The sequence below is a fragment of the Pedobacter sp. genome, assembly GCF_031119335.1.
Classification (GTDB): domain Bacteria; phylum Bacteroidota; class Bacteroidia; order Sphingobacteriales; family Sphingobacteriaceae; genus Pedobacter.
This window is the reverse complement of the sequence record NZ_JAVHXT010000005.1, coordinates 247,585-272,641: the sequence shown is the minus strand read 5'-3', so window position 1 is coordinate 272,641 and position 25,057 is coordinate 247,585. Positions and strand designations below refer to the sequence as shown.

General features: G+C 37.5%; 22 protein-coding genes. 14 read left to right on the top strand and 8 right to left on the bottom strand.

Annotated features, from left to right (window positions below):
* The first annotated feature begins 364 nt into the window (after positions 1-364).
* On the top strand, positions 365-1,705 hold the full coding sequence (locus tag REI64_RS08170; protein ID WP_308849619.1) for an OmpA family protein: 1,341 nt from the start codon (positions 365-367) through the stop codon (positions 1,703-1,705).
* A gap of 112 nt (positions 1,706-1,817) precedes the next feature.
* Here the strand turns inward: REI64_RS08170 and REI64_RS08165 are convergent, their stop codons facing one another.
* Together REI64_RS08165 and REI64_RS08160 are read right to left on the bottom strand one after the other, a co-directional pair.
* Entirely contained in the window at positions 1,818-2,294 is a 477-nt protein-coding gene (locus REI64_RS08165) for a hypothetical protein (RefSeq protein ID WP_308849618.1), read from the bottom strand.
* 310 nt (positions 2,295-2,604) lie between these two features.
* On the bottom strand, positions 2,605-3,885 hold the full coding sequence (locus REI64_RS08160; RefSeq protein ID WP_308849617.1) for a DUF2130 domain-containing protein: 1,281 nt from the start codon (positions 3,883-3,885) through the stop codon (positions 2,605-2,607).
* Between the two features lie 178 nt (positions 3,886-4,063).
* Here REI64_RS08160 and REI64_RS08155 point away from each other — a divergent pair, with 178 nt between their 5' ends.
* From REI64_RS08155 to REI64_RS08125, 7 genes are all read left to right on the top strand, one after another.
* Complete coding sequence (locus tag REI64_RS08155) at positions 4,064-5,266, top strand: MFS transporter (protein WP_308849616.1); 1,203 nt, start codon at positions 4,064-4,066, stop codon at positions 5,264-5,266.
* 450 nt (positions 5,267-5,716) lie between these two features.
* The gene (locus tag REI64_RS08150) at positions 5,717-6,091 is read left to right on the top strand and encodes a response regulator (protein WP_308849615.1); all 375 of its coding nucleotides are present in this window, start codon (positions 5,717-5,719) and stop codon (positions 6,089-6,091) included.
* Positions 6,092-6,267: 176 nt separating this feature from the next.
* Positions 6,268-6,867, top strand: coding sequence for a TetR/AcrR family transcriptional regulator (locus tag REI64_RS08145; protein WP_308849614.1), 600 nt, complete (start codon positions 6,268-6,270; stop codon positions 6,865-6,867).
* Between the two features lie 77 nt (positions 6,868-6,944).
* Positions 6,945-8,141 (top strand): efflux RND transporter periplasmic adaptor subunit, encoded by a 1,197-nt coding sequence (locus REI64_RS08140; protein ID WP_308849613.1) that lies wholly within the window; start codon positions 6,945-6,947, stop codon positions 8,139-8,141.
* 10 nt (positions 8,142-8,151) lie between these two features.
* The gene (locus REI64_RS08135; protein ID WP_308849612.1) at positions 8,152-11,340 is read left to right on the top strand and encodes an efflux RND transporter permease subunit; all 3,189 of its coding nucleotides are present in this window, start codon (positions 8,152-8,154) and stop codon (positions 11,338-11,340) included.
* Positions 11,341-11,350: 10 nt separating this feature from the next.
* Positions 11,351-12,760 (top strand): efflux transporter outer membrane subunit, encoded by a 1,410-nt coding sequence (locus REI64_RS08130; protein WP_308849611.1) that lies wholly within the window; start codon positions 11,351-11,353, stop codon positions 12,758-12,760.
* A gap of 371 nt (positions 12,761-13,131) precedes the next feature.
* Positions 13,132-14,673 (top strand): S8 family peptidase, encoded by a 1,542-nt coding sequence (locus REI64_RS08125; RefSeq protein ID WP_308849610.1) that lies wholly within the window; start codon positions 13,132-13,134, stop codon positions 14,671-14,673.
* Positions 14,674-15,219: 546 nt separating this feature from the next.
* Here REI64_RS08125 and REI64_RS08120 read toward each other — a convergent pair.
* The 3 genes from REI64_RS08120 to eno all read right to left on the bottom strand — a co-directional run bounded on the left by REI64_RS08120 (position 15,220) and on the right by eno (position 17,555).
* Positions 15,220-15,711, bottom strand: a complete 492-nt coding sequence (locus tag REI64_RS08120; RefSeq protein ID WP_308849609.1) for a hypothetical protein — start codon at positions 15,709-15,711, stop codon at positions 15,220-15,222.
* Between the two features lie 38 nt (positions 15,712-15,749).
* Complete coding sequence (locus tag REI64_RS08115; RefSeq protein WP_308849608.1) at positions 15,750-16,049, bottom strand: septum formation initiator family protein; 300 nt, start codon at positions 16,047-16,049, stop codon at positions 15,750-15,752.
* Between the two features lie 210 nt (positions 16,050-16,259).
* Positions 16,260-17,555 carry a phosphopyruvate hydratase gene (gene eno, locus REI64_RS08110; protein WP_308849607.1) on the bottom strand — a complete coding sequence of 432 codons (1,296 nt, stop codon included), beginning with the start codon at positions 17,553-17,555 and terminating at the stop codon, positions 16,260-16,262.
* Positions 17,556-17,975: 420 nt separating this feature from the next.
* Between eno and REI64_RS08105 the strand changes: the two genes are divergently transcribed.
* The 5 genes from REI64_RS08105 to REI64_RS08085 all read left to right on the top strand — a co-directional run bounded on the left by REI64_RS08105 (position 17,976) and on the right by REI64_RS08085 (position 20,631).
* Positions 17,976-18,323 carry a hypothetical protein gene (locus REI64_RS08105; protein ID WP_308849606.1) on the top strand — a complete coding sequence of 116 codons (348 nt, stop codon included), beginning with the start codon at positions 17,976-17,978 and terminating at the stop codon, positions 18,321-18,323.
* Positions 18,324-18,368: 45 nt separating this feature from the next.
* Entirely contained in the window at positions 18,369-18,932 is a 564-nt protein-coding gene (locus REI64_RS08100) for a YeeE/YedE thiosulfate transporter family protein (protein ID WP_308849605.1), read from the top strand.
* A 2-nt stretch (positions 18,933-18,934) separates the two neighbouring features.
* Complete coding sequence (locus tag REI64_RS08095; RefSeq protein WP_308849604.1) at positions 18,935-19,366, top strand: DUF6691 family protein; 432 nt, start codon at positions 18,935-18,937, stop codon at positions 19,364-19,366.
* A complete protein-coding gene (locus REI64_RS08090) occupies positions 19,366-20,103 on the top strand; it encodes an SDR family NAD(P)-dependent oxidoreductase (protein ID WP_308849603.1) in 738 nt (245 codons plus the stop codon). Before REI64_RS08095 ends, REI64_RS08090 begins: the two co-directional genes overlap by 1 nt.
* A 66-nt stretch (positions 20,104-20,169) precedes the next feature.
* Positions 20,170-20,631 carry a hypothetical protein gene (locus REI64_RS08085; RefSeq protein ID WP_308849602.1) on the top strand — a complete coding sequence of 154 codons (462 nt, stop codon included), beginning with the start codon at positions 20,170-20,172 and terminating at the stop codon, positions 20,629-20,631.
* A gap of 163 nt (positions 20,632-20,794) precedes the next feature.
* Here the strand turns inward: REI64_RS08085 and REI64_RS08080 are convergent, their stop codons facing one another.
* The 3 genes from REI64_RS08080 to panB all read right to left on the bottom strand — a co-directional run bounded on the left by REI64_RS08080 (position 20,795) and on the right by panB (position 23,341).
* Positions 20,795-21,460, bottom strand: a complete 666-nt coding sequence (locus REI64_RS08080) for a hypothetical protein (protein WP_308849601.1) — start codon at positions 21,458-21,460, stop codon at positions 20,795-20,797.
* 44 nt (positions 21,461-21,504) lie between these two features.
* Positions 21,505-22,191 carry an RluA family pseudouridine synthase gene (locus REI64_RS08075; protein WP_308849600.1) on the bottom strand — a complete coding sequence of 229 codons (687 nt, stop codon included), beginning with the start codon at positions 22,189-22,191 and terminating at the stop codon, positions 21,505-21,507.
* A gap of 334 nt (positions 22,192-22,525) precedes the next feature.
* Complete coding sequence (gene panB / locus REI64_RS08070; protein WP_308849599.1) at positions 22,526-23,341, bottom strand: 3-methyl-2-oxobutanoate hydroxymethyltransferase; 816 nt, start codon at positions 23,339-23,341, stop codon at positions 22,526-22,528.
* A gap of 381 nt (positions 23,342-23,722) precedes the next feature.
* On the opposite strand from panB, the gene carA reads away from it, so the two are divergent.
* Positions 23,723-24,835, top strand: a complete 1,113-nt coding sequence (carA, locus tag REI64_RS08065; RefSeq protein ID WP_308849598.1) for a glutamine-hydrolyzing carbamoyl-phosphate synthase small subunit — start codon at positions 23,723-23,725, stop codon at positions 24,833-24,835.
* Positions 24,836-25,057 lie beyond the last annotated feature (222 nt).

Genomic DNA, 25,057 nt, shown 5'->3' with positions numbered 1-25,057 from the left:
ATTGATGCGCATTGTCAAAACAAAAGCCGCAAGCATTCAAATAGACCTCAACAGAACGCAAAAAGATTTAGCAAAAGGCGGGACTGTGATTTGCCATGAAATACATCCGTTGTTTTTCTAAAGACCTCTCGAAAAAATTACAGTATGCCACAAAATAAAGTATACTTTTTGTGCGTTTATAACTTCATTTTAATGCGAAGTGTATAGCATAGCACACACTTTTTTTGTTTTGATATATTGTAAACTATTCCTTAAGCGCTTGTTTATCAGTCAAATATTTTTTATTAGCATGTGAATGAGCAGGCGTTGGTATACCTATTGACTATTTGAGAACAAAATAACAGAAGCTTATAAAGTCAATATTATGAAACTAAATTTCTTAAAATTTTTTCCGGTTGCGTTAACTGGATTAATTATCGGCAGCAACGTTCAAGCTCAGGAGAGCGCTAGCAGCGTTGGCACAAAACCATCTCTTAGAACTTGGTCTATCGGAGTAAATGCAGGTGCTTTAACAGGTGTCTCGCCCCTTGGTGGCCAAAACGACTTCTCAAACTGGAAATCTAGCTTAGGCTATGGTCTCTATATCAAAAAACAAATTACTCCTGGTTTTGCTTTGCGTTTAGACGGAGTTAGAGGTAAGGTTAAAGGCGACAACTCTGAACCATTTAACGATGGAACAGCTATGCCCGCATCAATGAACCCGATGGAATCTTACGAAACCGATTTAAGATACTCGGCTAGTTTAAGTGCGCAAGCTAACTTGGTAAACTGGAGTATGTTCAATCAGCACAACAATGCGCAGCTTTATGCTTTGGCTGGTGGTGGTTTGGTAAACTATCAAACAACTACGGTAGCTAGAGGCGCTAGCACTGGTGTTGAAGGAAATGTAACTAACAAACTTGTTATTCCTGTTGGTGTTGGCGCAAAATTCCGTTTATCGGAAGGTATTAACTTCGATTTAGGCTGGACAATTAACTTTGTTGATGGCGATGAGTTTGATGGTGTTGCAGCCAGAAGCAGTAATGACAAATATAACTATGCTTACGCTGGTTTAGAATTTGCTTTGGGTAGTGGAAAACAATTAGCTTTCTACAGTCCTGTTGCAGCAACTTACGAAGAGGCTTTAGCAGCTAAAAACACTGCTAATATGCTAAAATCTGATTTAGATGCGCAAAAAGCTGAAAACGCTAAATTACGTAGTGATGTAGAAGCTATGTTAGTAGATAGTGATGGTGATGGTGTTGCTGATAAATTCGACAAATGCCCTAATACGCCTAAAGGTACAGTGGTAGATGGTTCTGGTTGTCCGTTAAAAGTTCCTGCACCGCAAGTTACAGAGAGGGTAATTGTTACAGAGGCAGATCGTAAAGTAGTTAGAGATGCGATTTCGAATTTAGAATTTGATTTAGGTAAAGCGACTATCCGTTCTAAATCTTACGAAACTTTAAACAGAGTTGCTGCTCTATTGGTAGAGAAAAACTTTAGCTTAAAATTAGCTGGTCATACAGATATCACTGGTTCTAGAGAGTTGAACTTACGTTTATCTAAAGAAAGAGCAGAATCTGTAAAAGCTTACTTGGTATCTCAAGGTGCTAACGCTTCTAGAATTGAAGCTACAGGTTATGGTCCAGACCAACCAATTGCAACTAACAAAACTGCAGAAGGTCGTCAACAAAATAGAAGGGTAGAGTTTACACTTTACTAGTCAAACATAAAAATTCTTACTTATGAAACGAGAAGAGCCCCGAATATCGGGGCTCTTTTTTGTTATTTGAGATTGCTATATCGATGTTTTCAAATATTATTCCGCTACTAATTTATTTACACTCGGTTGGAACAAACTCAAATTTGCCTCGTTCAAAATTAATTGGTTTGCCTTTTACGAAATAGGATCTGCCAAGTGTTGTTTCTATAACTCCCACACCCATCTTAAGATTTCCATTTTGGTTAAGTAGTGCCAAAGGATTAGAGAACTCGTTGGTGCCATCGCCAATTTTAAAAGTATAATCTACAAAAAGCGTATCGCCTTTAAACTCGCCACGTACAATACCCTTGTTTTGAGGTTTGCCGGCATAGTTAATTAATAAATCGCCTTCTACTTTTGTACTATCGGTAATTTTGAGGTTTAGCGTTGCGCTGTCTCCTTCAAAAGTTGATGTGTAGCATTTTTTAACAGTGTCTAAAGCTGCTGCTTTGTCATCTACATTTGAAGATGAGTTATTTCCTCCTCCACAACTATAGGCGAGAGGTAGAGCTAAAAAAGCCCATGCTAAATGTTTGAGATTCTTTTTCATTCTGTATATAATTTGATTTTTAATGGTAATGAAGCTATCCTGGTTATATTCATTGTTTACTCCCGATGTAAAATCGGGACAAGTGTATGGTTGGATAACCATGATAGTTTCAAGTTTAATGTTTTTTTAGTAAAACTGTGTTTATTTATAAATGTTTGTTTAATGTTGGATCATACAATGTGCCTGACCTCTATAATTTGATGAAGAATTAAATGTTTTTCCATAAAAAAGCCCCGAAATATTCGAGGCCGTAATTAGCTTGTGGGTGTAACAGTAGGTATGATTAATTCTTCATCGGAATTGCAAGTGTTTACTCTAAAAACAAATCCTCGTCGTCGGTTAAACTTAGTTGTATATTATCGTTGCCAGAAATACCTTCAATAGAACCACGAATGTGGGCGGCATTCAACAAGACCTTGTCTAATTGCTTTTCTCTCGCTTTCCACATCTTTTCCATAGCATCTCTTTCGCGTTGTATAGATAATTTCATACTCATAAAACCTTCTCTTATAGCTTTCCATTGTTCAGCAAACTCATTACTGGTCAAGTAATCGTAGAGCATGTGCATTTTATCACCTTTGTTTTCTTGAGATTTTGCTGCGTTAAATAGACGTAAAATTCCATCACGCAATACGGCTGCTAAGGCCTGCACCTCGTTGAAAGTGCATATCCAAATACCATCTTTTAAGCCAAAGCAACTCATGTCTTTCGGCATGTTTTGAGTAACTAAAACCGCAATTTCAGCTCCCTGGCTACGCATATCAGTTTTTAGTTTTTCAATCCAATCATTAGCAAAAGCAGTAGTACGCTTACTCTCGTAAATAATATGCCCACATTCTTGCCCAAAATTGTTGCGAACCGTTTGGATACAATCGGCACCACGAACGCCTTTACCAACTTCTTGTACCAAATCGAAAGGGAAGGAGCTGCGTAACAATTCTTCCAGTGCTAGTTCTTGAATTTCACCTTGTAATTGCATCGATCCTTGTTCGGCTTTGCGTTTCATTTCTTCCGCCAGTTTCTTTTGGTCTTCGAGCTGCTTTTCTTTTTCCGCCAGTTTCAACTTAAATTCGTGTTCCGCATTTTGCAATCGCTGGTTTTCTATGGCACGAATATCGACAGCCATTTTCTCACGCTCTTCTGCCATTTTCTTTTGTATGGTCAGCTCCATCTCCTCTTCCTTGCGCTTCATTTCGTTGGCTAGTTGAAGGTATTCCAATTCTTTTTGGCGGGCAGATTTCAGTTTTTCTTCGTTTTCTTTGTTAGCATCGTCTAAAACCTTCAGCTTATTCTCAAAATCTGCGCTGATAGATTTACGTAGGTTTTCGCTTACCGATGCTTGTAAAGCTTCTTTTTCTTTGGCTAAACGCTGCTCAAAAGCCAACTCTTGCTGCTTTTTTTGCGCTTCAAAGTTTTCTTCCTGTTGCTTTCTTTGAAGCTCTAGCGTTTGGGTTTTCTTTTCAAATTCTTCCTGTTGTTTCTTTTTAAATGAAGCCATCTGCTCACGCAGTTCCTTTTTATATTCTTCGGCCATCACTTCTTCTATAGGAAAGGCATGGTTACAACTTGGGCATTTGATTTCTGTTGGCATACAATCTTGATTTTAAAAAAGAGTATCAAAAATACGGAATGTTAGCCACAGATGCACAGCTAATGTTTTAGAATAATGTATGCGACGCTATTAAATTAATAGGTTATGATTTTATTTATCTGTGCATCTGTGGCTACTTATTGCCCGAATATGTAATTTTGCACACCAACCAAAGCAAATGTTCAGCCGTATTTTAAATGCCTATAAAACTTCGTTCTCTGGTTTAAGTAGAGAAACGTGGATACTTAGTACAGTAATTTTAATTAACCGTTGCGGTTTTATGGCAGTGCCATTTATGGGGTTGTATGTTACGCAGGCTTTGCATAGACCAGAGTCAGATGCGGGAATTATCATATCGCTATTTGGAGCAGGTTCTATAGCCGGTGCCGCTGCTGGTGGTAAGTTTACCGATATGTTCGGCTACAGACCGGTACAAATCTTGGCATCTTTAATTGGTGGTCTGTTTTTCTTGCTTTTTGCCATGGTAGAAGATTTTACTTGGCTTTGTGTTTTAGCGGTGGTCATCAGTTTTTTCTCCGAAGCATTCAGACCAGCAAATTATGCTGCTATTGCATCTTACGCCACCGAAGGAACAGAAACAAGATCTTATTCACTAAACCGATTGGCAAATAACATTGGCTGGGCCTTTGGTATCAGTATGGGCGGGATCATTGCATCGTACAATTACAAACTTTTGTTTATTGTAGATGGAAGTGTAAGCATTTTGGTTGCCGTAGTGATATTCTTGTTATTGCCTGCAAAAAAGCTGGTTCGTAAAACCGCAGTTGAACAAAAACAACTAAATGTTCGTAAGCCTTGGAACGATTTGCCATATATCAAGTTTCTGCTTTTATGTGCCATGTTTACCACGTGTTTCTTCTTGATGTTTAGGGTAGTGCCTGTCTTTTACAAAGAGGTTTGGCATTTGGATGAATCACTTATTGGTATCATCTTGGGGTTAAACGGTGTGGTTATCGCACTGATGGAAATGGTAATGATTAGTAAAATTGAGAATAAGAAATCACCCATATTTTATATTGTAATGGGTGTCATCATTGTTTGTTTTTCATTTGCCGTATTAATGGTGCCAAAGTTTATGCCAGTGGTATTGGCAGTAATTAGCATTTTGCTTTTTACTTTTGGGGAGATGTTCTCACTGCCATTCTTTAACACTTTCGTGGTGAAACGTAGTAATGAATATAACCGTGGAATTTATGCTGCAGGCTATACCTTAAGCTGGTCGGTTGCGCAGGTGATAGGTCCAACAAGTGGTTTTTACATCGCTGAGAAGTTTGGTTATAATGCTTTGTGGATTGGAGTAACGGTTTTACTATTACTATGTGCGTATTTCTTCAGCAGGTTAAAGCTTGTTGAGGATTAATATACAACCCGTAGTGCATTATCATAAAATGAAATCAACATCAAAATAACCACCCCGCCTTTTAGGCACCCCTCCAAAGGAGGGGAATTTCGTTTTCCATTCCCCTCTTTCAGAGGGGTGGTCGAAGACCGGGGTGTTCAATAAAAGTGGTTAAATTGTTTAAATACTTATAGGTAAGAATGTTATGTTTTTCAAATTAAAAAAAGTATAATGCACTACGGGTTATACATTATGAAATAGAGAAATTTAAGTTGTTTTCAATTCTTAAATCAACTTAATTCCTTAATTTTTAAATTTTGCTTTAGGTATATTTTTTATTATCACCTAGCGTTTTATCCGTTTCCTGAAAAAAATAATTTTTCTAAAACCTTTTACAATCTTTTGTGTTTGTGATAGTATACCTGTGAAATTTTGTTGAACCAAAGTATAACTATTTAAATTAGGCCGTAAATGAAAAAGCGCATTCACGTTTTAGAAGACGATAAAGACATCGCATTTATTATTGAATTTTTATTAAAAGACGAAGGTTATGAAATTCAGGTATCTTCAACTTTTAAAGAATTAAAGGAAAAACTAACCGATTCTATTCCAGATTTATTCATTTTGGACGTAATGTTACCAGACGGTAATGGTTTAGAAATCTGTAGAGATTTGAAAGACGATCCTTTCACTAAACATATTCCGGTAATTTTGATGTCTGCAAATGTTAACAATGAAAAATTAAGTGCAGCATCTAGTCCAGATGATTACATTAGTAAACCTTTTGACTTGGATTACATCGAAAGTAGAATAAAAAAGCTAATTGGAGAAAGAGTTGTAGCTTAAAATAGCTTTAATCAAACCAGTATAAATCCCATTCTATCAATTTAGGATGGGATTTTTTGTTGGATTTCTGTGGTGTTAATGAATATTTAAAAATTTCTGACAAATAAATGATAGGTAAAATTAAAACAGTTTATACTTTTGCTTAACAGTGTTAGATTATTTATAGCACGTCAACAATGGGAAGTAAAGAAAGAATTCAGCGACAAAAAGAAGATACTCGTAAAGGTATTTTGGCCGCTGCTTTACAGATTGTTAAACAGGAAGGCTGGGCAGCTTTAAGTATGCGCAAAATTGCGGATGTAATTGAATATACAGCGCCAATCATCTATGAATATTTCCCAAACAAAGAAGGCATTCTTTTAGAGCTAACTAGACAAGGCTACATTAATTTAGGCTTAAAAGTTAAAGCAGCTAGAGATAGTAAAACAGATAATGAAGAGCGACTAGAAGCAATGTGGTTGGCCTATTGGGATTTCGCTTTTGAAGAAAGTGAGTTTTACCAATTAATGTATGGCGTGCAGGTAAACTGTTGCGAACTCTACAAGAAAATGCCAGAAGCAGAGTATACCACCGATTTGTTTTATGATGCAATTGAAATATTGTTAGTTAAACAGCCAGTATCTGAGGACACTTCTTGTTTGAAATATTATACATTTTGGTCACTTATTCACGGTTTGATTTCCCTGAATTTAGTTCAAAAGGGTGCTAATGACCAGATCAATCAAGAGATTTTGAGAAGCGCTATTAAGGCAATTATTAAAACCATAAACGACTAAACATTTTTTTTGCCCTCTAATTTAACGGTGTTAAATTAATTATTAACGTAAAGTAAAATATTAAAAACCCCAATCATATGAATTATATATACGAACCCACACCTAAATTTAACAGTGTTAAATTATTTAATGAATGGATTATTCTGTTAGTTGTTGCTATAGTATTATTTCTATCTAGCTGCTCAACAGAGCCTAAGCAAATGGCTTTGGCACCTGCACCTATGTTGCCCGTTGCCACACTTGCTACGGGTGAGCAGCAAACTTTTGTAGATTATCCGGCAGCAATACAAGGAACAACGGACGTCGAAATAAGACCGCAGATTGCTGGAGCTATTGAGAAAATCTATGTAAACGAAGGACAGATGGTAAGTAAAGGTCAGTTGCTGATACAAATTTCAGAACTTCCTTTCAAAGCCCAGTTAAACAATTCAAAAGCTGCACTTCAAGCTGCACAAGCAGCGGTTTTAAATGCCCAATTGGAAGTAGATAAATTAACTCCTTTAGTGCAAAGCAAAGTAGTTTCAGATTTTCAGTTGAAGACAGCTAAGACTACTTATCAGATTGCCTTAGCAAATGTTGAGCAAGCTAAAGCGAATGTAAATAGTGCCCAAATCAATTTGGGTTACACGCAAATTAAGGCTCCAAGCAGTGGCTACATCGGACGTTTGCCCAAAAAGCAAGGGAGTTTAGTTTCTCCTTCAGATCCAGAGGCGCTCACCCAACTTTCGGATGTTAATCAGGTTTACGCCTATTTCTCACTGTCAGAGAATGATTTTATCAATTTCAATGCTAAATACGAAGGTAATTCTGTGGCAGATAGAATTAGTCACTTGCCAGCTGTTTCGTTAGTACTGGCGGATCAAAGTTTATATCCTGTTAAGGGAAAAATAGACATGATTAATGGACAGTTTGATAAAACCACTGGTGCTATTACGTTGAGAGCGGTTTTTGCCAATTCAAAAGGTGTGCTGAGATCGGGCAATACAGGCAAAATTAGATTAGGTCTTTCTCACGATAACACCATATTGGTTCCTCAATCTGCTACGGTAGAAATGCAGGATAAGATTTTTGTATTCTCCGTAGGAAAAGACAACAAAGTAAGTAAGGTTGCTATTACAATTGATGGTAAAAATGGAACTGACTACTTAATTAAAGACGGCTTAAAATCGGGAGACCAAATCGTTTTAAGCGGTTTGGATAAACTACAAGACGGGCAGTTAATTCAACCAGAAAAGAAAGTTGAAAAAGTAGCTCAATTAATTTCTAAAAAATAACAATAAAATAATGTTTAAAATATTTATACAACGGCCAGTACTCGCCACAGTTATCTCTATTTTATTGGTGATACTTGGGATACTTGGCTTAACTAAATTGCCGCTCCAACAGTTCCCAGATATTGCGCCACCATCGGTTTTGGTGACTGCCGTATATCCTGGTGCTAATGCGGAAACTGTGCTGCGTTCGGTAGCACCATCGATTGAGGAGTCGATTAATGGGGTGGAGAACATGACCTACATGAGCTCTACCGCAAGTAACGATGGTACTTTAGCTATTACGGTATTTTTCAAACTAGGAACCAATGCAGATCAGGCGGCGGTAAACGTACAAAATCGGGTGGCTCAGGCTACTAGTCAGTTGCCAGCAGAAGTGGTACAGCAAGGTATTACCACTGCAAAGCAACAAAATAGTTTTATCATGGCTATTGGTATGTTTACGGAAGATGAAGCGAAATATGACCAAACCTTTGTAGCCAATTATGCGCAAATCAACATTGTTCCAGAAATTAAAAGGATACCTGGAGTTGGTGCAGCAAGCATTTTTGGTGGCGTAAAAGATTACTCGATGCGTGTTTGGTTAAACCCGACACAAATGGCTACTTATAAAGTTACCCCAAATGAGGTAATGGGTGCTATCCAAGATAAAAGTTTGGAAGCAGCGCCAGGTAAATTTGGCGAACGTAGTAAAGAAGTTTTCGAGTACGTAATTAAATACAAAGGCAAACTGACTAAGCCAGAAGAATATGAAAATATTGCTATCAGAACAAATGCAGATGGTTCTATACTTCGTTTAAAAGATGTTGCTAGGATAGAACTTGGTGCTTACTCATACAACAGTTTAACTCGTTTAAATGGGAAAAAAGGAATTGTAATTGGTGTAATTCAGTTGGCTGGGTCAAACTCTAACGATATACAGATTGCCATTAACAAGTTGATGGAAAAAGCTTCGAAAGACTTTCCAAAAGGCATTAAACACAATATTTTTTACAGTACTAAAGTTGCGCTAGACCAATCTATAGACCAAGTAATCCACACCTTAATTGAGGCATTTATCTTGGTATTTATTGTGGTGTTTATCTTCTTGCAAGATTTTAGGTCTACGCTTATTCCTGCTATTGCGGTGCCAGTAGCTATTTTGGGTACGTTCTTCTTTATGCAGTTGTTTGGCTTCTCTATTAACCTGTTAACCCTATTCGCTTTAATTTTAGCCATTGGTATTGTGGTAGATGATGCCATTGTAGTAGTGGAGGCGGTGCATGCGAAAATGGAGCATAAACATCTGTCTCCCAAAGTGGCTACACACGAAGCGATGAGTGAAATTACAGGGGCTATTATTTCCATCACTTTGGTAATGGCTGCGGTATTCTTGCCGGTTGGTTTCATGGAAGGCTCTACCGGTTTATTCTATCGTCAGTTCGCTTTTACATTGGCTATCGCGATTGTAATTTCTGCGGTAAATGCATTGACTTTAAGTCCGGCTTTGGCAGCATTGTTTTTGAAAGACAACCATTCGGCTGCTGCTACTCACGATGAATTACCAGTTAAAAAAGGATTTAAGGAAAAGTTCTTTAGTGGTTTCAATAGCAGTTTCAATGCTTTAACTAATCGATACGTAAATAGCTTGAAATTCTTGGTCAAAAATAGGTGGTTAAGTTTGGGTGGCTTAGCACTAATTACGTTGGTTACCGTTTGGATGGTTAGAACAACCCCAACTGGATTTATACCAACGGAAGACCAGGGTTTCATAGCTATTTCAGTTTCAACGCCATCGGGTACTTCATTAGATGTAACGCAAAAAGTAATGACCGAGGCTGAAAATACACTGAGCAAGTTAGATGCATCGAGGTTTGTAACGGCTATTTCTGGTTTCAATCTTTTAACCAACTCAACCAGTCCTTCGGCAGCCGTAGTTTTCGTGCTGCTTAAACCTACCGAAGAACGTGGCAAGGTGAAGAACATCGATGAAATTATGAACCAAGTGAGAGGTGCTTTAGGTGCAATTTCTGGCGGAAGTTTCTTCGTGTTCAGTTTTCCAACAGTTCCAGGTTTTAGTAATGTGGAAGCTTTAGATTTGGTGCTGCAAGACAAAACTGGCGGTAAGTTGGATAAGTTCAGTGGTATTTCGCAGAATTTTATTGGCGAACTGATGAAACAACCTGCAATTGCGGTAGCTTTTACGAGTTTCAAGGCCGATTATCCTCAATTAGAGCTAGACATCAACCAAGAAAAAGCTGACCAGTTAGGTGTAAATGTGAAAGATATTTTACAGACCATGCAGGCTTATTTCGGTAGTGCGCAGGCATCAGATTTTAACAGATTTGGTAAGTACTACAGGGTAATTGTACAAGCTGATATTGCCGATAGAGCAGACCCAGCATCTATTGACCGAGTGTTTGTGAAAAACAAAACTGGCGAAATGGTACCGATTAATACTTTGGTAAATCTGCGTCGCATTTATGGTTCCGAAACGGCATCGAGATACAATTTATTTAACTCTATTTCTGTAAATGCAATACCAAAACCAGGCTTTAGCTCTGGAGATGCCATTAAGGCGATTGAGGAAGTAGCGGCTAAGCAATTGCCAGCAGGCTATAGTTATGAATTCTCTGGCCAAACAAGGGAAGAAATTTCTTCTGGCGGACAATCGGCTGTGATTTTTATGTTGTGTTTGGTGTTCATCTACTTCTTGTTAGCAGCACAATATGAGAGTTACTTGTTGCCATTGGGTGTAATTTTTTCCATTCCAGTAGGTGTATTTGGGGTGTTTGTAGCCATCGGCTTTGCCGGAATAGCGAACAACATTTATGTACAGGTAGCACTGGTAATGTTGATTGGTTTGCTCGCCAAAAATGCCATCTTAATTATTGAGTTTGCTGTGCAGCGCAGAAGAGCAGGCAAACCATTGGTAGCCGCCGCGTTGGAAGCCGCAAAACTGAGGTTGCGTCCAATTATCATGACTTCGCTAGCCTTTGTGGTAGGGTTGGTTCCAATGATGTTTGCTTCAGGTCCATCGGCACAAGGTAACCACAGTATCAGTATTGGTGCAGCTGGAGGGATGGTTTCTGGTGTAATTCTGGGCTTGTTTATTATTCCAGTGCTCTTCATCATCTTCCAATATTTACAAGAAAAAGTAACAGGTGTACCGTTGGCGGTAGCTAATGCGAAGGCTGCTCACGAACATCAAGAAAACCATTAAGCATATTAAAATGAAATCTTATATATATAGTTTTTTTATCATTTTACTTTTGGGGAGCTACGGTTGTAGCATCCCTAAAAGTGTCATTAACCCAATAAGGGACACGCCGTCGCAATACAGAGGACTGGCCAATGCAGACACTTCGAGCATCGGGAAGCTTCCAATCAAAGAGTTCTTCGCCAATCAATCTATCCAACAATTAATAGATAGTGCTATTGAAAAAAATATCGATTTACAAATTGCAGTGAAAAATATCGATGCAGCAAATTTGTTATTGAAAAGAGCGAGGATGGGAAACCTGCCGCAGTTAAATTTACAGGTTACAGCTAACTCTAATCGACCGTCAGAAAATAGTTTAAATGGCATTAGCGCATCACAGTTTTTGAAGACTACTCACATCGAAGATTTCAACGCAAACTTAGCTTTAAGTTGGGAGGCTGATATTTGGGGCAAAATTAGCAGGCAAAAGGAAGCGGCATATGCTACTTACTTACAAACTGACGAAGCCAAAAAAGCGGTGCAAACTCGTGTAGTAGCTATGGTTGCCAGTGGTTTTTATCAGTTGTTGCTGTTAGATGCACAATTGGATATCGCTAATAAGAACCTGAAACTGACTGACAGCACCTTGAAAATGGTGAGCAAGCAGTTTGATGCCGGGCAAGTAACTTCTTTGGCAGTACAACAAACAGAAGCACAATTGTTGAGGGCAAGCCAGCTAATTCCGCAAATTACGCAGGCTATCAGCATCCAAGAAAATGCGCTGAGCGAACTAACGGGCAAATTTCCAACAGCAATTGAACGCAAAGCCACATTAGCACAATTAGAAATTCCCACGCAATTGGTGGTTGGAGTTCCTGCCACCATGTTAGCCATACGGCCTGATGTTAAAAGCGTAGAGTTGGGTCTGCGCATAGCGGATGCTAAAGTTGGCGTTGCTAATGCAAGCATGTATCCGTCGTTAGTTATTACTGCCAGTGGTGGATTAAATTCCTTTAAAGCCAGCAATTGGTTTAACATTCCTGCATCGTTATTTGGGATAGTTGGTGCCGGATTTGTGCAGCCTATTTTTAATCGCAAGGAACTTAAAACTCAATTCGAATTGGCTAAAGTAGAACGAGAAAAATCGGTGTTGTCATTCAGGCAATCGGTAATACAAGCGGTGGTAGAAGTTGCTAACGAGCAATCAAAATTAGAGAACTTAAAAAAAGAATTCGGAATTGCTGAGAACAGGGTGAAAACGTTAAAGTCGGCGGTAAAAAATGCAGATTTGTTATTCAAAAGTGGAATGGCAAATTACTTAGAGGTAATTACAGCACAATCTAATCTTTTGCAGGGCGAATTAGATTTGGCTAGCTTAAAAACTGCACAATTGAATGCAAGTGTAGAATTGTACCGAGCTTTGGGTGGCGGGTGGAATTAAGATAATGTTTCTTCAATCGTTGGTGTCCTCGCCAACGATATTTTTAGTGCTTGAACTTATTGTTGCTGCTACAAGTTTCGAAGATTAAAGACAGGATAGATTGCTTCACTCCCTCGCTTTTCACATACGCTTCAGTTCGCAATGACGCTCCCATGTTCGTCATTGCGAGAAGGAACGACGAAGCAATCTATCCTGGTATATTTTCGAGTTAAACTAATTTTCTATATATTAAAAAATATGCGAAAATCACCTTTTTTATCTTCAAGCTGTCAAGTTTACTTATAAGTATGATAAGCTTGTTACGTAAATTGTAATTCATAATAAAAGGAAGTAACTTGCCGTTTATTAACAACTTAATTATAATTATACAAATGAATAAAAATCAGATTAAAAGACTAGTTGCGCTAGCATTATTAGCAACAGGTCCTTTGTTCGCGTCTGCCCAATCGCAAAAGAAAAATTGGTACAATTTAGATCTAAAAACCGATAGCGTTTTTGGTATCAGTACAGAAAAAGCATACAATGAACTATTAAAAGGAAAAAAATCTACTACTGTAATTGTTGGTATTTTAGATAGTGGTGTTGATGGTGTTCACGAAGATTTGAAGTCGGTAATGTGGGTGAACAAAAAGGAAAAAGCAGGTAACGGCAAAGATGATGACAAAAATGGCTACATAGACGATGTAAATGGTTGGAGCTTTTTAGGTGGTAAAGGTGGAAACATCAACCAAGAAACTTTGGAGCTAACTCGTTTAATTCGTAGAGATGCAGCTCGTTTTGCTAACACTACAGAAGAAAATGTTTCTGCCAAAGATAGACCTGCTTTTGAAGCTTACTTAGCAATGAAAAAGGAATTTGATAAAGGATTAGAGGGTGCTAAAGCTAACTTAGATGGTTATACCAACCTTAAAAACAACATTGATGCTGTAGTTAAAAAAATTGGTAAGGAAAATCCAACATTGGAAGATGTAAAGAACTTTACACCAGAGGGCCAAACAGAAAGTAGTGTGAAGAACAGATTGATGGCTGCTTTGAAGAACAGCGATTTCAAATCATACTATGATGCAAGGATAAAAGGTGGTTACGACCATTTCTATGATCAAGTTAACTATAATTACAACTTAACTTTCAATCCACGTAATATCGTTGGTGATAATGAAAATGATAGTAACGAGCGTATCTATGGTAGTGCAGATTCTAAAGGTCCAGATCCTTCACACGGTACACACGTAGCAGGTATTGTTGGTGCTGATCGTAAAAATGACTTAGGTATTCAAGGTGTGGCCGACAACGTTTTATTAATGGCTGTACGTAATGTGCCAAATGGCGATGAGCGTGATAAAGACGTAGCAAATGGTATCCGCTATGCGGTAGATAACGGTGCTAAGGTTTTAAACATGAGCTTTGGTAAAGCTTACTCATGGGATAAAAAAGTAGTAGACGATGCTGTGAAATATGCAATAAGCAAAGATGTTTTGTTGGTGCACGCAGCAGGTAACGACAATAAAGATCTAGACAAAGAAACTAACTTCCCTACAAACAAATATGAAGATGGTACTTTGGCTGATGCTTGGTTAACTGTTGGGGCTTCTACGCCATACAATGATAACAGACTAAAAGCTGGTTTCTCTAACTACGGAAAAACTACTGTTGATGTATTTGCACCAGGTTTTGCGATCTATTCAACTTACCCAGATCAAAAATATCAAGACAACAACGGTACAAGTATGGCTTCTCCGGTTGTTGCTGGTTTGGCTGCTTTGATCCGTTCCTACTATCCTAAGTTGAAAGCTGTTCAAGTAAAAGAAATTATCATGAAGTCTGTAGAAAAAGCAGATGCTTTGAAGGATATCTCAGTTACTGGCGGTGTGGTTAATGCTTACAACGCTTTGAAATTAGCTGCAACTTACTAACAACTTGAGTTCGATTACTAAATATGTCAAAACCAGCCGTTAAAACTAGTCCCGATTTAATTTCGGGAGACGGAGTGCCAATATGCCGTCACCCTGACCATGCAATAGCCGCGAAGCAAATTTATTTCAGGGTCAGCTAGAATAGACATACAATATAAAGCTGTAAATCAGTCAAATAATAATCGAACTGAGGTTGATAAGTAGAAAGTTAAAAGGCAAAAGTACGAAATGCCGATATAGGAAGCCCAGATTGAATTTTCAATCTGGGCTTTTCTTTTTCTCATCGTCATTGCGAGGAGGAACGACAAAGCAATCTTAAAGCGGTAGTTTATAATATATTGATTGTTGTAAGATTGCTTCGTGCTTTGCAATGACGCACTATGAAAGTTTTGTTGCTCAGCCATAGTTGTAGGATTGCTTCGTGCCTCGCAATGACGGTTAATACCCAAAATTCACGTTATTTAATCTCTTTTACAAAAAATCAACGGAGTTAAAATCTGTTGATCTAAACGTAATTGCAAATATGTGAAGAGAAATGCTTACATATTAAGGATAAAGAAACTCTTTTAGCTTTCCATTCTTTGAAGCATCATAAAGTTGCCAAAGCTCTTTTGTCCAGATTTTTTTATCGCTTTGCTGATACAAATAAGGCAGTACTAAATTCATAGCGCCTAATGCTTGGGTACGCTTTTCTTTATCTGTAGGCTGATCTAAAGAATATTTCGTCAATGCAGCCATGTACATCAATAGTAAATCAGAGTCGGTATTGAAAAAACTGGTTTCTTTTTCTTCCAGATAAAAAACATGGTCGGATGTGCCATTCATCCAATCTACCAAAAACTGGCCGGCATTACTTCTAGATCTATTTTTTCTTTCTATAGGTGTGTGAAAAAGATAATCAACTACTTTTAAAACAGTTGGTTCAGCATGTTTATAGCTAGCTTTTTTGTTTAGCTTAATGTTTTTGAGATTAGGTAGTTCTTGCCCACTTACATTAAAGGAAAGAAGTAAGAGAAAAGCGAAAATAATTTTCCTCATGGAACAAGTTTTATTACACCGAAAATAGTGAAAAGAAACTATTTTTTTTCTTCTTCCCTTACAATAACAAAAACATCTTCGTTTGCTTTTTTCATGAAATATTTTTCACGGGCAAACTTTTCAGCACTATTTAAGTTGCTGTCTAATTCTTTAAGGTCTTTCTTTACCAAAGCAATTTCCTTTGTGTAAAAATCCTTTTCTTGTTGAAGCTTTTTTACTTGTACGCTGTATTCATATTGCGCAATGATGTCGTTTTTATCAAAAAAAAGCATCCATACGCCAAATGCAGCTATAGCTAGGAAATATTTATTGCGGAAAAGATCTATTAATCGCTTCATGATTTAGGAAATTCGTCGTGCCTCGCAATGACGTGTAAATATAAAAAACATCCGAAGTTTTTAAATCTTCGGATGTTCTACAAATGTATTTATTAACTTGTTAACACTTCATTATTCTCGTCATTTCGAGCGAAGTATAACGTAGTCGAGAAATCTGTAACAGATATCTCAGTCATTCCTCCTTCGATATGACGTGTAAGAAGCAAGGGGTTACTTTTTCGCAAACTTGAAGTTTTTACCGATGAACTTTGCAGCTTCACCTAATTCTTCTTCAATACGTAATAATTGATTGTATTTTGCAATCCTGTCTGAGCGAGATGCTGAGCCAGTTTTGATTTGGCCGCAGTTTAATGCTACAGCTAAATCAGCGATAGTTACATCTTCAGTTTCGCCAGAACGGTGGCTCATAACCGAAGTATATCCATTTGTTTGTGCTAAGCTTACCGCATCAATAGTTTCAGTTAAAGAACCAATTTGGTTTACCTTTACTAAGATTGAGTTTGCAGTATTGGTGTCAATACCTTGTTGTAAACGTTTTACGTTAGTTACAAATAAATCATCACCAACAAGTTGTACAGTTGCGCCCACTTTATCAGTTAGGCTTTTCCAACCATCCCAGTCATTTTCATCCATACCATCTTCAATAGAAATGATAGGATATTTAACAGTTAAATCTGCTAAGTACTGTGCTTGCTCTTCGCTAGAACGAATTACGCCTGTAGCACCTTCAAATTTAGTGTAGTCGTATTTTCCGTCTTTGTAAAATTCAGAAGAAGCACAGTCTAATGCTAAGCAAATTTCCGAACCTGGCTTGTAGCCAGCCTTTTCGATAGCCTTCAATACAGTTTCAATTGCATCTTCAGTACCATCAAAAGTTGGAGCAAAACCACCCTCGTCACCTACCGCAGTAGATAAACCTCTGTCGTGTAAAATAGATTTTAAGCTATGGAAAACTTCAGTTCCCCAACGTAAAGCTTCAGAGAAAGAGGGTGCGCCAACTGGCATAATCATAAACTCTTGGAATGCGATAGGGGCATCCGAGTGCGAACCACCATTGATGATATTCATCATCGGAATTGGCAGTGTGTTTGCATTAACACCTCCTACATAGCGATATAGTGGCTGGCGGCTTTCTTGTGCAGCAGCTTTTGCAACAGCTAAAGAAACTCCTAGTATAGCGTTAGCACCTAAACTACCTTTGTTTTCGGTTCCATCTAGGTCTATCATTAATTTATCGATCAATTTTTGGTTAAAAACATCAACACCTTGCAAGGCTTGCGCAATTTTGGTGTTTACGTTTTCTACTGCTTTTAAAACGCCTTTACCCAAATAGGTCTTTTTATCTCCATCGCGTAGTTCAACAGCTTCGTACTGACCAGTACTTGCTCCAGATGGAACAGCCGCACGGCCCATAAAACCATTTTCTGTCATTACTTCTACTTCAATAGTAGGATTGCCTCTAGAATCGAGGATTTGTCTTGCGTGGACATCGAATATTAAACTCATTTTATATTTGTTTTGATTAAAAATACCCTTAGTGTAAAAAATACAATTAGTCGCGGGTTTTTCAAAGTTATAATATTTTTTAAACTTACGGAATCAATCGGAAAATTTTTGTTAGCTAAATGGAAAGAAAAAAGGCAGCTACTAAACTTAGTAAACTGCCTATTCATAGGTGAATGAAATTTTTTTTAGGGGGATTTAAAATGTTAATTACTAAAATTTTAGCTTTTATGCGATTGCCCTTCTTAATCTAAATCCTTTTAGTGATAGTTTAGGTACTATCTCCGACAAAATTCGTGGATAAAAAAAACATAGTCGGATAATAACCATTTATAAACGTTTATTATCGGATAAAGCGGTTTAATCTCCTATTTGATAGTAAATTTATTTGTAGTTTTATTTAGTGTAAACCGATAAAAGCCTATGAATCGATTTTGCTTAGACTGCCACACACAGATAAAAGGACGTGCAGATAAGAAGTTTTGTGATGATCAATGTAGAAACAACTACAATAATAAACGTAAAAGTGAAGATGGTGAATCTGTTAGAAAGATTAACCAAATTTTAAACAAGAACAGAAAATTCTTAAGAGAAGAAACGGATAGTGGAAATTCCAGAATCAAGAAAGAAAGTCTTGCTAAAAAAGGTTTCGATTTTGATTATCATACACATTATTATCTCGCTCCAACAGGGAGTGTGTATGTCTTTTGTTACGAATTTGGCTATACTTTAGCCGAAAATGACGAAGTTTTATTATTAAAAAGAGAGTAAAGGTTAGCCGGTGATTTTCTAACTTTGATAGAAATATCATCATGTATGCTAGATTTTATTAAACAGCCTTGGCCTTGGTACATTGCCGGACCATTGATTGGCCTTACTGTGCCCGCTCTTTTGCTCTTGGGCAATAAGTCTTTCGGAATAAGTTCTTCGTTGAGGCACATTTGTGCTGCTTGTATTCCAGCTAATGTTTCTTTTTTTAAGTACGACTGGAAAAAGGAGGCCTGGAACTTGTTTTTTGTTTTAGGTATTTTCTTTGGTGGTCTGTTGGCCTCAAATTTTCTGGCAAATTCTCAACCTGTACAGGTAAATGAAAAATTGGTTGCTGAGCTTGCTGGTTATGGAATAAGCAATTATGATAACCTTGTGCCAACAGAAATTATGAACTGGTCTTCGCTCTTAACACTGAAAGGTTTTCTGCTCATGGTAATAGGAGGTTTTTTAGTGGGCTTCGGTACGCGTTATGCAGGCGGTTGTACTAGTGGACATGCTATTATGGGATTGTCTAACTTACAATGGCCGTCTTTAGTTGCCACGATTTGTTTTATGGTTGGTGGATTTTTTGCCGCTAATCTATTGTTACCGCTTATTTTATCTTTTTAGTGATGGTGCAGAGAAGTTTTAGTTTTGCTAACATGAAATATTTACTGGTTGGCACATTGTTCGGGATTGTGTTTGTAAAAGCCGAAATTATAAGTTGGTTCCGTATCCAAGAAATGTTCAGATTGCAATCTTTCCACATGTACGGGGTTATAGGAAGTGCAGTTTTGATAGGCATGGTTTCAGTTTGGCTAATCAAAAAGTTTAAGGTAAAAACACTTAGCGGCGAACCTATATTTATACAGCCTAAACAGTTTAACAAAGGACAAATTTATGGCGGTGTACTATTCGGTTTTGGTTGGGCTTTAACAGGGGCATGCCCAGGGCCGTTATTTGCACAAATTGGAAACGGAGCTACGGTAATTGTTGTTACTTTATTAAGTGCCATAGCCGGTACTTGGTTTTATGGTCTAATAAGAGAGAAATTACCACATTAATGGAAAAAGTTTTAATTATTACAGGCGGGAGTAAGGGCATTGGAAAAGGAATTATTGATGCGTATTTAGCTAACGGTGTACAGATATTTTCTGTATCTAGATCTGTTAACGCAGAATTAAGTAAAAACGGAATAACTCAAATTGAGCTAGATTTAACCCATACGGATAAGTTGGAAGCGGAATTTCTTAAAATTTTCAGTTTGTTGGATAAAGAAAGTTTGTCGAAAATTACATTGATCAACAATGCTGGCACATTGGGTAAAATTGGGCCGCTGGAGAAATTAGATGCTGAAACGATAGATAAAACCATCCGTTTAAATACAACTGTGCCTTTTATTCTAAGTTCATTGTTCATCAAATATTTTCGAGCTTGGGAAGCTAAAAAGTCTATCATTAACATCACCTCTGGTGCGGCATTAAAGCCTTATTTTGGTTGGTCGGTGTATTGTGCTAGCAAATCGGCAATAAATATGCTTACCCAAACCATTGCAGTAGAGCAGGCTGATGTTAAAAATGGTGTAAAAGTATTGGCTATTGCCCCAGGTGTAGTAGATACCGATATGCAAACCGAAATTCGCAAAAGCAGTAAGGAAGATTTTAAGGATATCGACAGGTTTGTGGAATTAAAAGCTGATGGGGCACTAAATAATGTACTGACTGTAGGACGTAAAATATTCGAAATGGATCATGACTATAGCCTGGAAAACGGCGCAATCTTACGGGTTGAAGGTGATTAAGTCTGTGGTTGAAACATTTTTTAAGTTTTGATGTTCTGTTATTCAAAACTATAAGTGGTAGAGAACATGAAATTCATTTATTTATTGTTGCTGTCGGTTTGCTTTTTTGCCTGTCAGCAAAGAACTAAAATTACTGGCGAGAAAGATAAAAGAGATACAACAGCTGGTAATATTCCTATAGAAGAGCAAACCTGCTATACTTACATTAAAGGAAGAGACACAGCCCAATTAACCTTAATTACTACTGGTGTTGTTTCTACCGGCGAGCTTAATTACAAGTGGTTTGAAAAAGATAGAAACATGGGGAGTATTGAGGGCGAAATGCGTGGTGATACCTTGGTAGCTAACTACACTTTTAATTCTGAGGGTAAGAAGTCTGTTCGGCAGGTAGTATTTCTTAAGAAGGGAGATCAGTTTTTAGAGGGTTTTGGCGAAGTGGAAGAAAAGGACGGTAAAACGCAGTTCAAAGATTTGAAGAGGGTTGACTTTAGCAATCCTATAGTTTTTGAAAGAGTAGCTTGTAAATAGGTTGTTTATAATACTTATTCCGGGAATACCTCGGGGCTTGCCTCCAATGTCATTAAGTTAAGAAAGTATAACCCGTTGGCGGGGACGCCAACGTTCGCAAAAATCAAGTGTTGGCGTCCTCGCCAACGCTTAACTTAATGACATTGGGCTTGCCCGGGATAGTTTATTGGTTTTTCTGATTGATTGCTGAGATAGCTTCTTCGAAACTCATACTTTCTATTTTCTCATCTTTTTCTTCTAATTGAAGTTTCTCTTTTAGCTCTTTTCTTGTGATAAAATAACCAAGTGAGCTTTTATTTCTATTCCCGAAGGGCTGGTTTTGTTTGTTTAAATTGGTGAAAAGAATTTTAACCTTGGAGCCATTTTCTTTAATCCAATTTTTGCCCCATTTTGTTGATTCTTTTATTAAAACTCCAGTTAGTCCACCTCCATAATAAGCACCAGAGTTTTTAATTGAATTGGGAGTTTCTTCATCAATGAAACTTGCACAGAAATTATTACCTTCTAAATTAAATCTTAGAAAAATTTTCCAATTATTTAGGTCATTTGTATATCCAAGGTTTAAATAGGTATTTCCTTTATACACTATTGCCCAAGAGGTATTTTTATTATTTAAGGTTTTTCCCGTATGAATATCTATAAACTTCTTAATCTGTATATGATTTTCTCCTATTTCTTTAACAATTAAGCTAATTCCAGTGTCTGTATACTTTTTGATAATATAATCATCTGTCGTTTTATATAAATTAACTTTAATAGTATCCTGAGCATAAATACTGTAAGTTCCTACTATTGATAAGAATAATATTAAAATTGATTTTCTTCTCATATACTAAATATTTGTTTCGAGAGATTCTTAATATAAGAAAAATCTTAAAACTTTTCAAACCTTTCCCAAAAGCCATCTTTGGGAAGCTTGGCGAAAATTTTAATCGGTTCTTTCTTTACAGGATGTACGAACTCTAATTGACGGGCGTGTAAACAAATACTTCCTTTTTTGCTGCCACGAGGATAACCGTATTTATTATCGCCAACTATTGGGCAGCCCATGGTAGAAAGCTGCACCCTAATTTGGTGCGAACGGCCAGTTAATGGATTTACTCTTAACAAATAGTAGCCGTCTAATTCTGTTAAAACTTGATAGTCTAGCTCACAATATTGACTGCCTTTGGCTTCGTAGTCGTAAGATTTTACAACATTCTTTTTCGGATCTTTAATAAGCCAGTTAATGAGTTTTCCCTGCGGCTTTGCTGGTTTTTTTCGTACTACAGCAAAGTAAGTTTTCTTGATTTCGCGGTTTTTGAAGATGGCATTCATTCTATCTAAAGCCTTGCTGGTTTTGGCGAAGAGAATTAAACCACTTACAGGTCTGTCTAACCGATGTGCTACCCCTAAAAAAGCAGTGCCGGGCTTGTTATACTTAGCTGCCAGAAAATTCCTCACCATGTCATCTAATGGCTGGTCTCCGGTTTCGTCAACTTGTACTACATCGCCAGCTCGTTTGTTGATGGCAATGAGGTGGTTATCTTCGTAAAGTACATCTGCTTCGGTAATGGCCATGTTGTGGTTAACTGTTTAAATTGATAAAATGGTTAATCGTGTTTTGTTGCTTGATTTAAGTTTCTTGTACTATTTTTTGTTCTTAAACCCGATTGAAGTGAAAATACTTTTTGTTTTTACTTGTCATTCTTCTCCCGAAGTTTCGGGAGAAGAATCTGTTAGGTAAACCAGTTTCTTAATTAGATCCCTCGAAACTCGGGATGACAAATTGCCCAACAAAAAGATTGAAACAAAAAGCGGGACTGATTTAACTGATTAGCACTGAAATTGCTTTTCAAACCCCCTGTTTTTTTTGCTCCATTGTTATTCAAAAGTCCCTTTAGGGGTTTGGGGTTTAATATTGTTCTTTCTCGTTTGGAAAATCGTTCGCTTTTACATCGGCAATGTAAGATTGTGCTGCACCTTTAATGCCTTCGTATAAATCTAAATACTGACGCAGGAAGCGAGGTTTAAAACCTTTGGTTAATCCAATCATATCATTAACTACCAACACTTGTCCATCGCAATGTGGGCCAGCGCCGATGCCAATAGTTGGTATATAAAGACTTTCGGTTACTTCTTTAGCCAATTTCGCAGGGATTTTTTCTAGCACTACGGCAAAACAACCTGCCTCTTGTAGTGCAAGAATATCAGTTTTTAACTTGTTAGCTTCTTCTTCGTCTTTAGCTCTTACAGTGTAGGTGCCAAATTTATAGATAGATTGAGGTGTTAAACCTAAATGACCCATCACGGGAATGCCTGCGGTAATAATCCGTTGGATAGATTCTACAATTTCAACTCCACCTTCGAGCTTTACACCATGTGCGCCGCTTTCTTTCATGATGCGGATGGCCGAGTTTAAGGCTTCTTTAGAGTTGCCTTGATACGAACCGAAAGGTAAATCTACAACTACAAAAGCTCTATTTGCGCCACGCACCACCGACTGGGCGTGATAAATCATTTGATCTAAAGTAATAGGTAGCGTAGTTTCGTGACCTGCCATTACGTTAGAGGCCGAATCTCCTACTAAAAGTACATCTAAGCCAGCATCGTCTAAGATGGTAGCCATAGAATAATCGTAAGCGGTAAGCATGGCAATTTTTTCGTTGCGCTGCTTCATTTCTTGCAAAGTATGCGTGGTTATACGCTTAATTTCTTTGTTTACCGACATGCTTTTTGTTTTGGTGTGCACAAAATTAGGGTTTATTTTTTAAAAAAGTGTTCGGATTACAGCGGGCAGGAATTAGTAGTGGCTTGATAGTTGATGGTTTATAGTTTGTAGTGTTTAACAATCTAGCAATTCAACAATAGATCAATAAAACCGTAAAACAATTAGGAATAAGCAATTTCAACGATTAACCAAATAAACAGTTAACCTTCTTCCAAACTTTTTTAAAAAATCTTGAAAAAAACCATCCGAAACACATATCTTTGTATTCTGAAATGAGAGAGTTCAATCAGGTGGTTTTTTCTTCTAATAAAAACGGGTTATCCGTTAAAAACTCTCTTTCTTTTGTATCATTTTTTATCCCCAATTTTTATTGTAATTTAAATGACTAACTACACTAAGTTACCAGCTATTTTGTTATTGGCCGATGGCACCGTTTTTTATGGCAAGGCTGCTGGAAAAATAGGAACTACCACTGGCGAAATCTGCTTTAATACAGGTATGACTGGCTATCAGGAGGTTTTTACTGATCCTTCTTATTTCGGACAGATTATGGTAACTACCAATGCTCATATTGGTAACTATGGTATGCACCGCGATGAAGTAGAATCTGAAAGTGTTAAAATTGCTGGTTTGGTTTGCAAAAATTACAACATCAATTATTCTAGAAAAGAAGCTACAGAATCTATTCAAGATAACTTCCAAAACGAGAACATTGTAGGTATCTGCGATATTGATACTCGTGCCTTGGTTCGTCACATCCGTAACAAGGGAGCAATGAATGCTATCATCTCATCGGAAATTACTGATTTGCAGCAACTGAAAAAGAAACTGGAAGAAGTGCCTTCTATGGATGGTTTAGAGCTTTCTTCGGTAGTTTCTACCAAAGAACCTTACTACTACGGTAATCCAGATGCCGCAATTAAAGTTGCTGCTTTAGATTTAGGTATTAAAAAGAACATTCTTCGCAACTTCGACGATAGGGAACTTTACATCAAAGTATTTCCTGCTAAAACTACTTTCGAAGAAATGAATGCTTGGGGAGCTGACGGTTACTTCATTTCTAACGGTCCCGGCGATCCATCGGCAATGCCTTACGCTATCGAAACTGTGAAAGCGGTTTTAGCGGCTGATAAACCATTGTTCGGTATTTGTTTAGGCCACCAATTATTGGCTGAGGCTAACGGTATCGGTACCATGAAAATGTTTAACGGTCACCGTGGTTTAAACCACCCAGTTAAAAATATCATCAAAAACCATTGCGAAGTTACTTCTCAAAACCATGGTTTCGGTGTAATTCCAGAAGAAGTAAAAGCTTCTGATAAAGTAGAGATTACCCACGTTAACTTAAACGATGATTCGATTGAAGGTATCCGTGTAAAAGGCAAAAAAGCATTTTCGGTACAATATCACCCAGAAAGCTCTCCAGGTCCACACGATTCGCGTTATCTTTTCGATGATTTCGTTAACTTAATCAAAGGCGATTTGGTTTGGTAATAAAAAGGTGTAGGGTAAAAAGGCTGAAGGTATAAGGTTTTTCGCCAATCCGATATTAAGAAGGATGTTTGTGAATGCAGACATCCTTTTTAGTTAAGGATAGACAATTAACCAGTTAACCGATTCAAACAGTTAACCCCAAAAACCAATTACCGACAAAATTCATCATTTCATCCTCATAATTATTCCAATTAGCTGAAAAACGTTCTTATTCCTGTAAAG

Coding starts and splice junctions, on each gene's coding strand:
- REI64_RS08170 (WP_308849619.1), top strand. CDS start 365: ATGAAACTAAATTTCTTAAAATTTTTTCCGGTTGCGTTAACTGGATTA.
- REI64_RS08165 (WP_308849618.1), bottom strand. CDS start 2,294: ATGAAAAAGAATCTCAAACATTTAGCATGGGCTTTTTTAGCTCTACCT.
- REI64_RS08160 (WP_308849617.1), bottom strand. CDS start 3,885: ATGCCAACAGAAATCAAATGCCCAAGTTGTAACCATGCCTTTCCTATA.
- REI64_RS08155 (WP_308849616.1), top strand. CDS start 4,064: ATGTTCAGCCGTATTTTAAATGCCTATAAAACTTCGTTCTCTGGTTTA.
- REI64_RS08150 (WP_308849615.1), top strand. CDS start 5,717: ATGAAAAAGCGCATTCACGTTTTAGAAGACGATAAAGACATCGCATTT.
- REI64_RS08145 (WP_308849614.1), top strand. CDS start 6,268: ATGGGAAGTAAAGAAAGAATTCAGCGACAAAAAGAAGATACTCGTAAA.
- REI64_RS08140 (WP_308849613.1), top strand. CDS start 6,945: ATGAATTATATATACGAACCCACACCTAAATTTAACAGTGTTAAATTA.
- REI64_RS08135 (WP_308849612.1), top strand. CDS start 8,152: ATGTTTAAAATATTTATACAACGGCCAGTACTCGCCACAGTTATCTCT.
- REI64_RS08130 (WP_308849611.1), top strand. CDS start 11,351: ATGAAATCTTATATATATAGTTTTTTTATCATTTTACTTTTGGGGAGC.
- REI64_RS08125 (WP_308849610.1), top strand. CDS start 13,132: ATGAATAAAAATCAGATTAAAAGACTAGTTGCGCTAGCATTATTAGCA.
- REI64_RS08120 (WP_308849609.1), bottom strand. CDS start 15,711: ATGAGGAAAATTATTTTCGCTTTTCTCTTACTTCTTTCCTTTAATGTA.
- REI64_RS08115 (WP_308849608.1), bottom strand. CDS start 16,049: ATGAAGCGATTAATAGATCTTTTCCGCAATAAATATTTCCTAGCTATA.
- eno (WP_308849607.1), bottom strand. CDS start 17,555: ATGAGTTTAATATTCGATGTCCACGCAAGACAAATCCTCGATTCTAGA.
- REI64_RS08105 (WP_308849606.1), top strand. CDS start 17,976: ATGAATCGATTTTGCTTAGACTGCCACACACAGATAAAAGGACGTGCA.
- REI64_RS08100 (WP_308849605.1), top strand. CDS start 18,369: ATGCTAGATTTTATTAAACAGCCTTGGCCTTGGTACATTGCCGGACCA.
- REI64_RS08095 (WP_308849604.1), top strand. CDS start 18,935: ATGGTGCAGAGAAGTTTTAGTTTTGCTAACATGAAATATTTACTGGTT.
- REI64_RS08090 (WP_308849603.1), top strand. CDS start 19,366: ATGGAAAAAGTTTTAATTATTACAGGCGGGAGTAAGGGCATTGGAAAA.
- REI64_RS08085 (WP_308849602.1), top strand. CDS start 20,170: ATGAAATTCATTTATTTATTGTTGCTGTCGGTTTGCTTTTTTGCCTGT.
- REI64_RS08080 (WP_308849601.1), bottom strand. CDS start 21,460: ATGAGAAGAAAATCAATTTTAATATTATTCTTATCAATAGTAGGAACT.
- REI64_RS08075 (WP_308849600.1), bottom strand. CDS start 22,191: ATGGCCATTACCGAAGCAGATGTACTTTACGAAGATAACCACCTCATT.
- panB (WP_308849599.1), bottom strand. CDS start 23,341: ATGTCGGTAAACAAAGAAATTAAGCGTATAACCACGCATACTTTGCAA.
- carA (WP_308849598.1), top strand. CDS start 23,723: ATGACTAACTACACTAAGTTACCAGCTATTTTGTTATTGGCCGATGGC.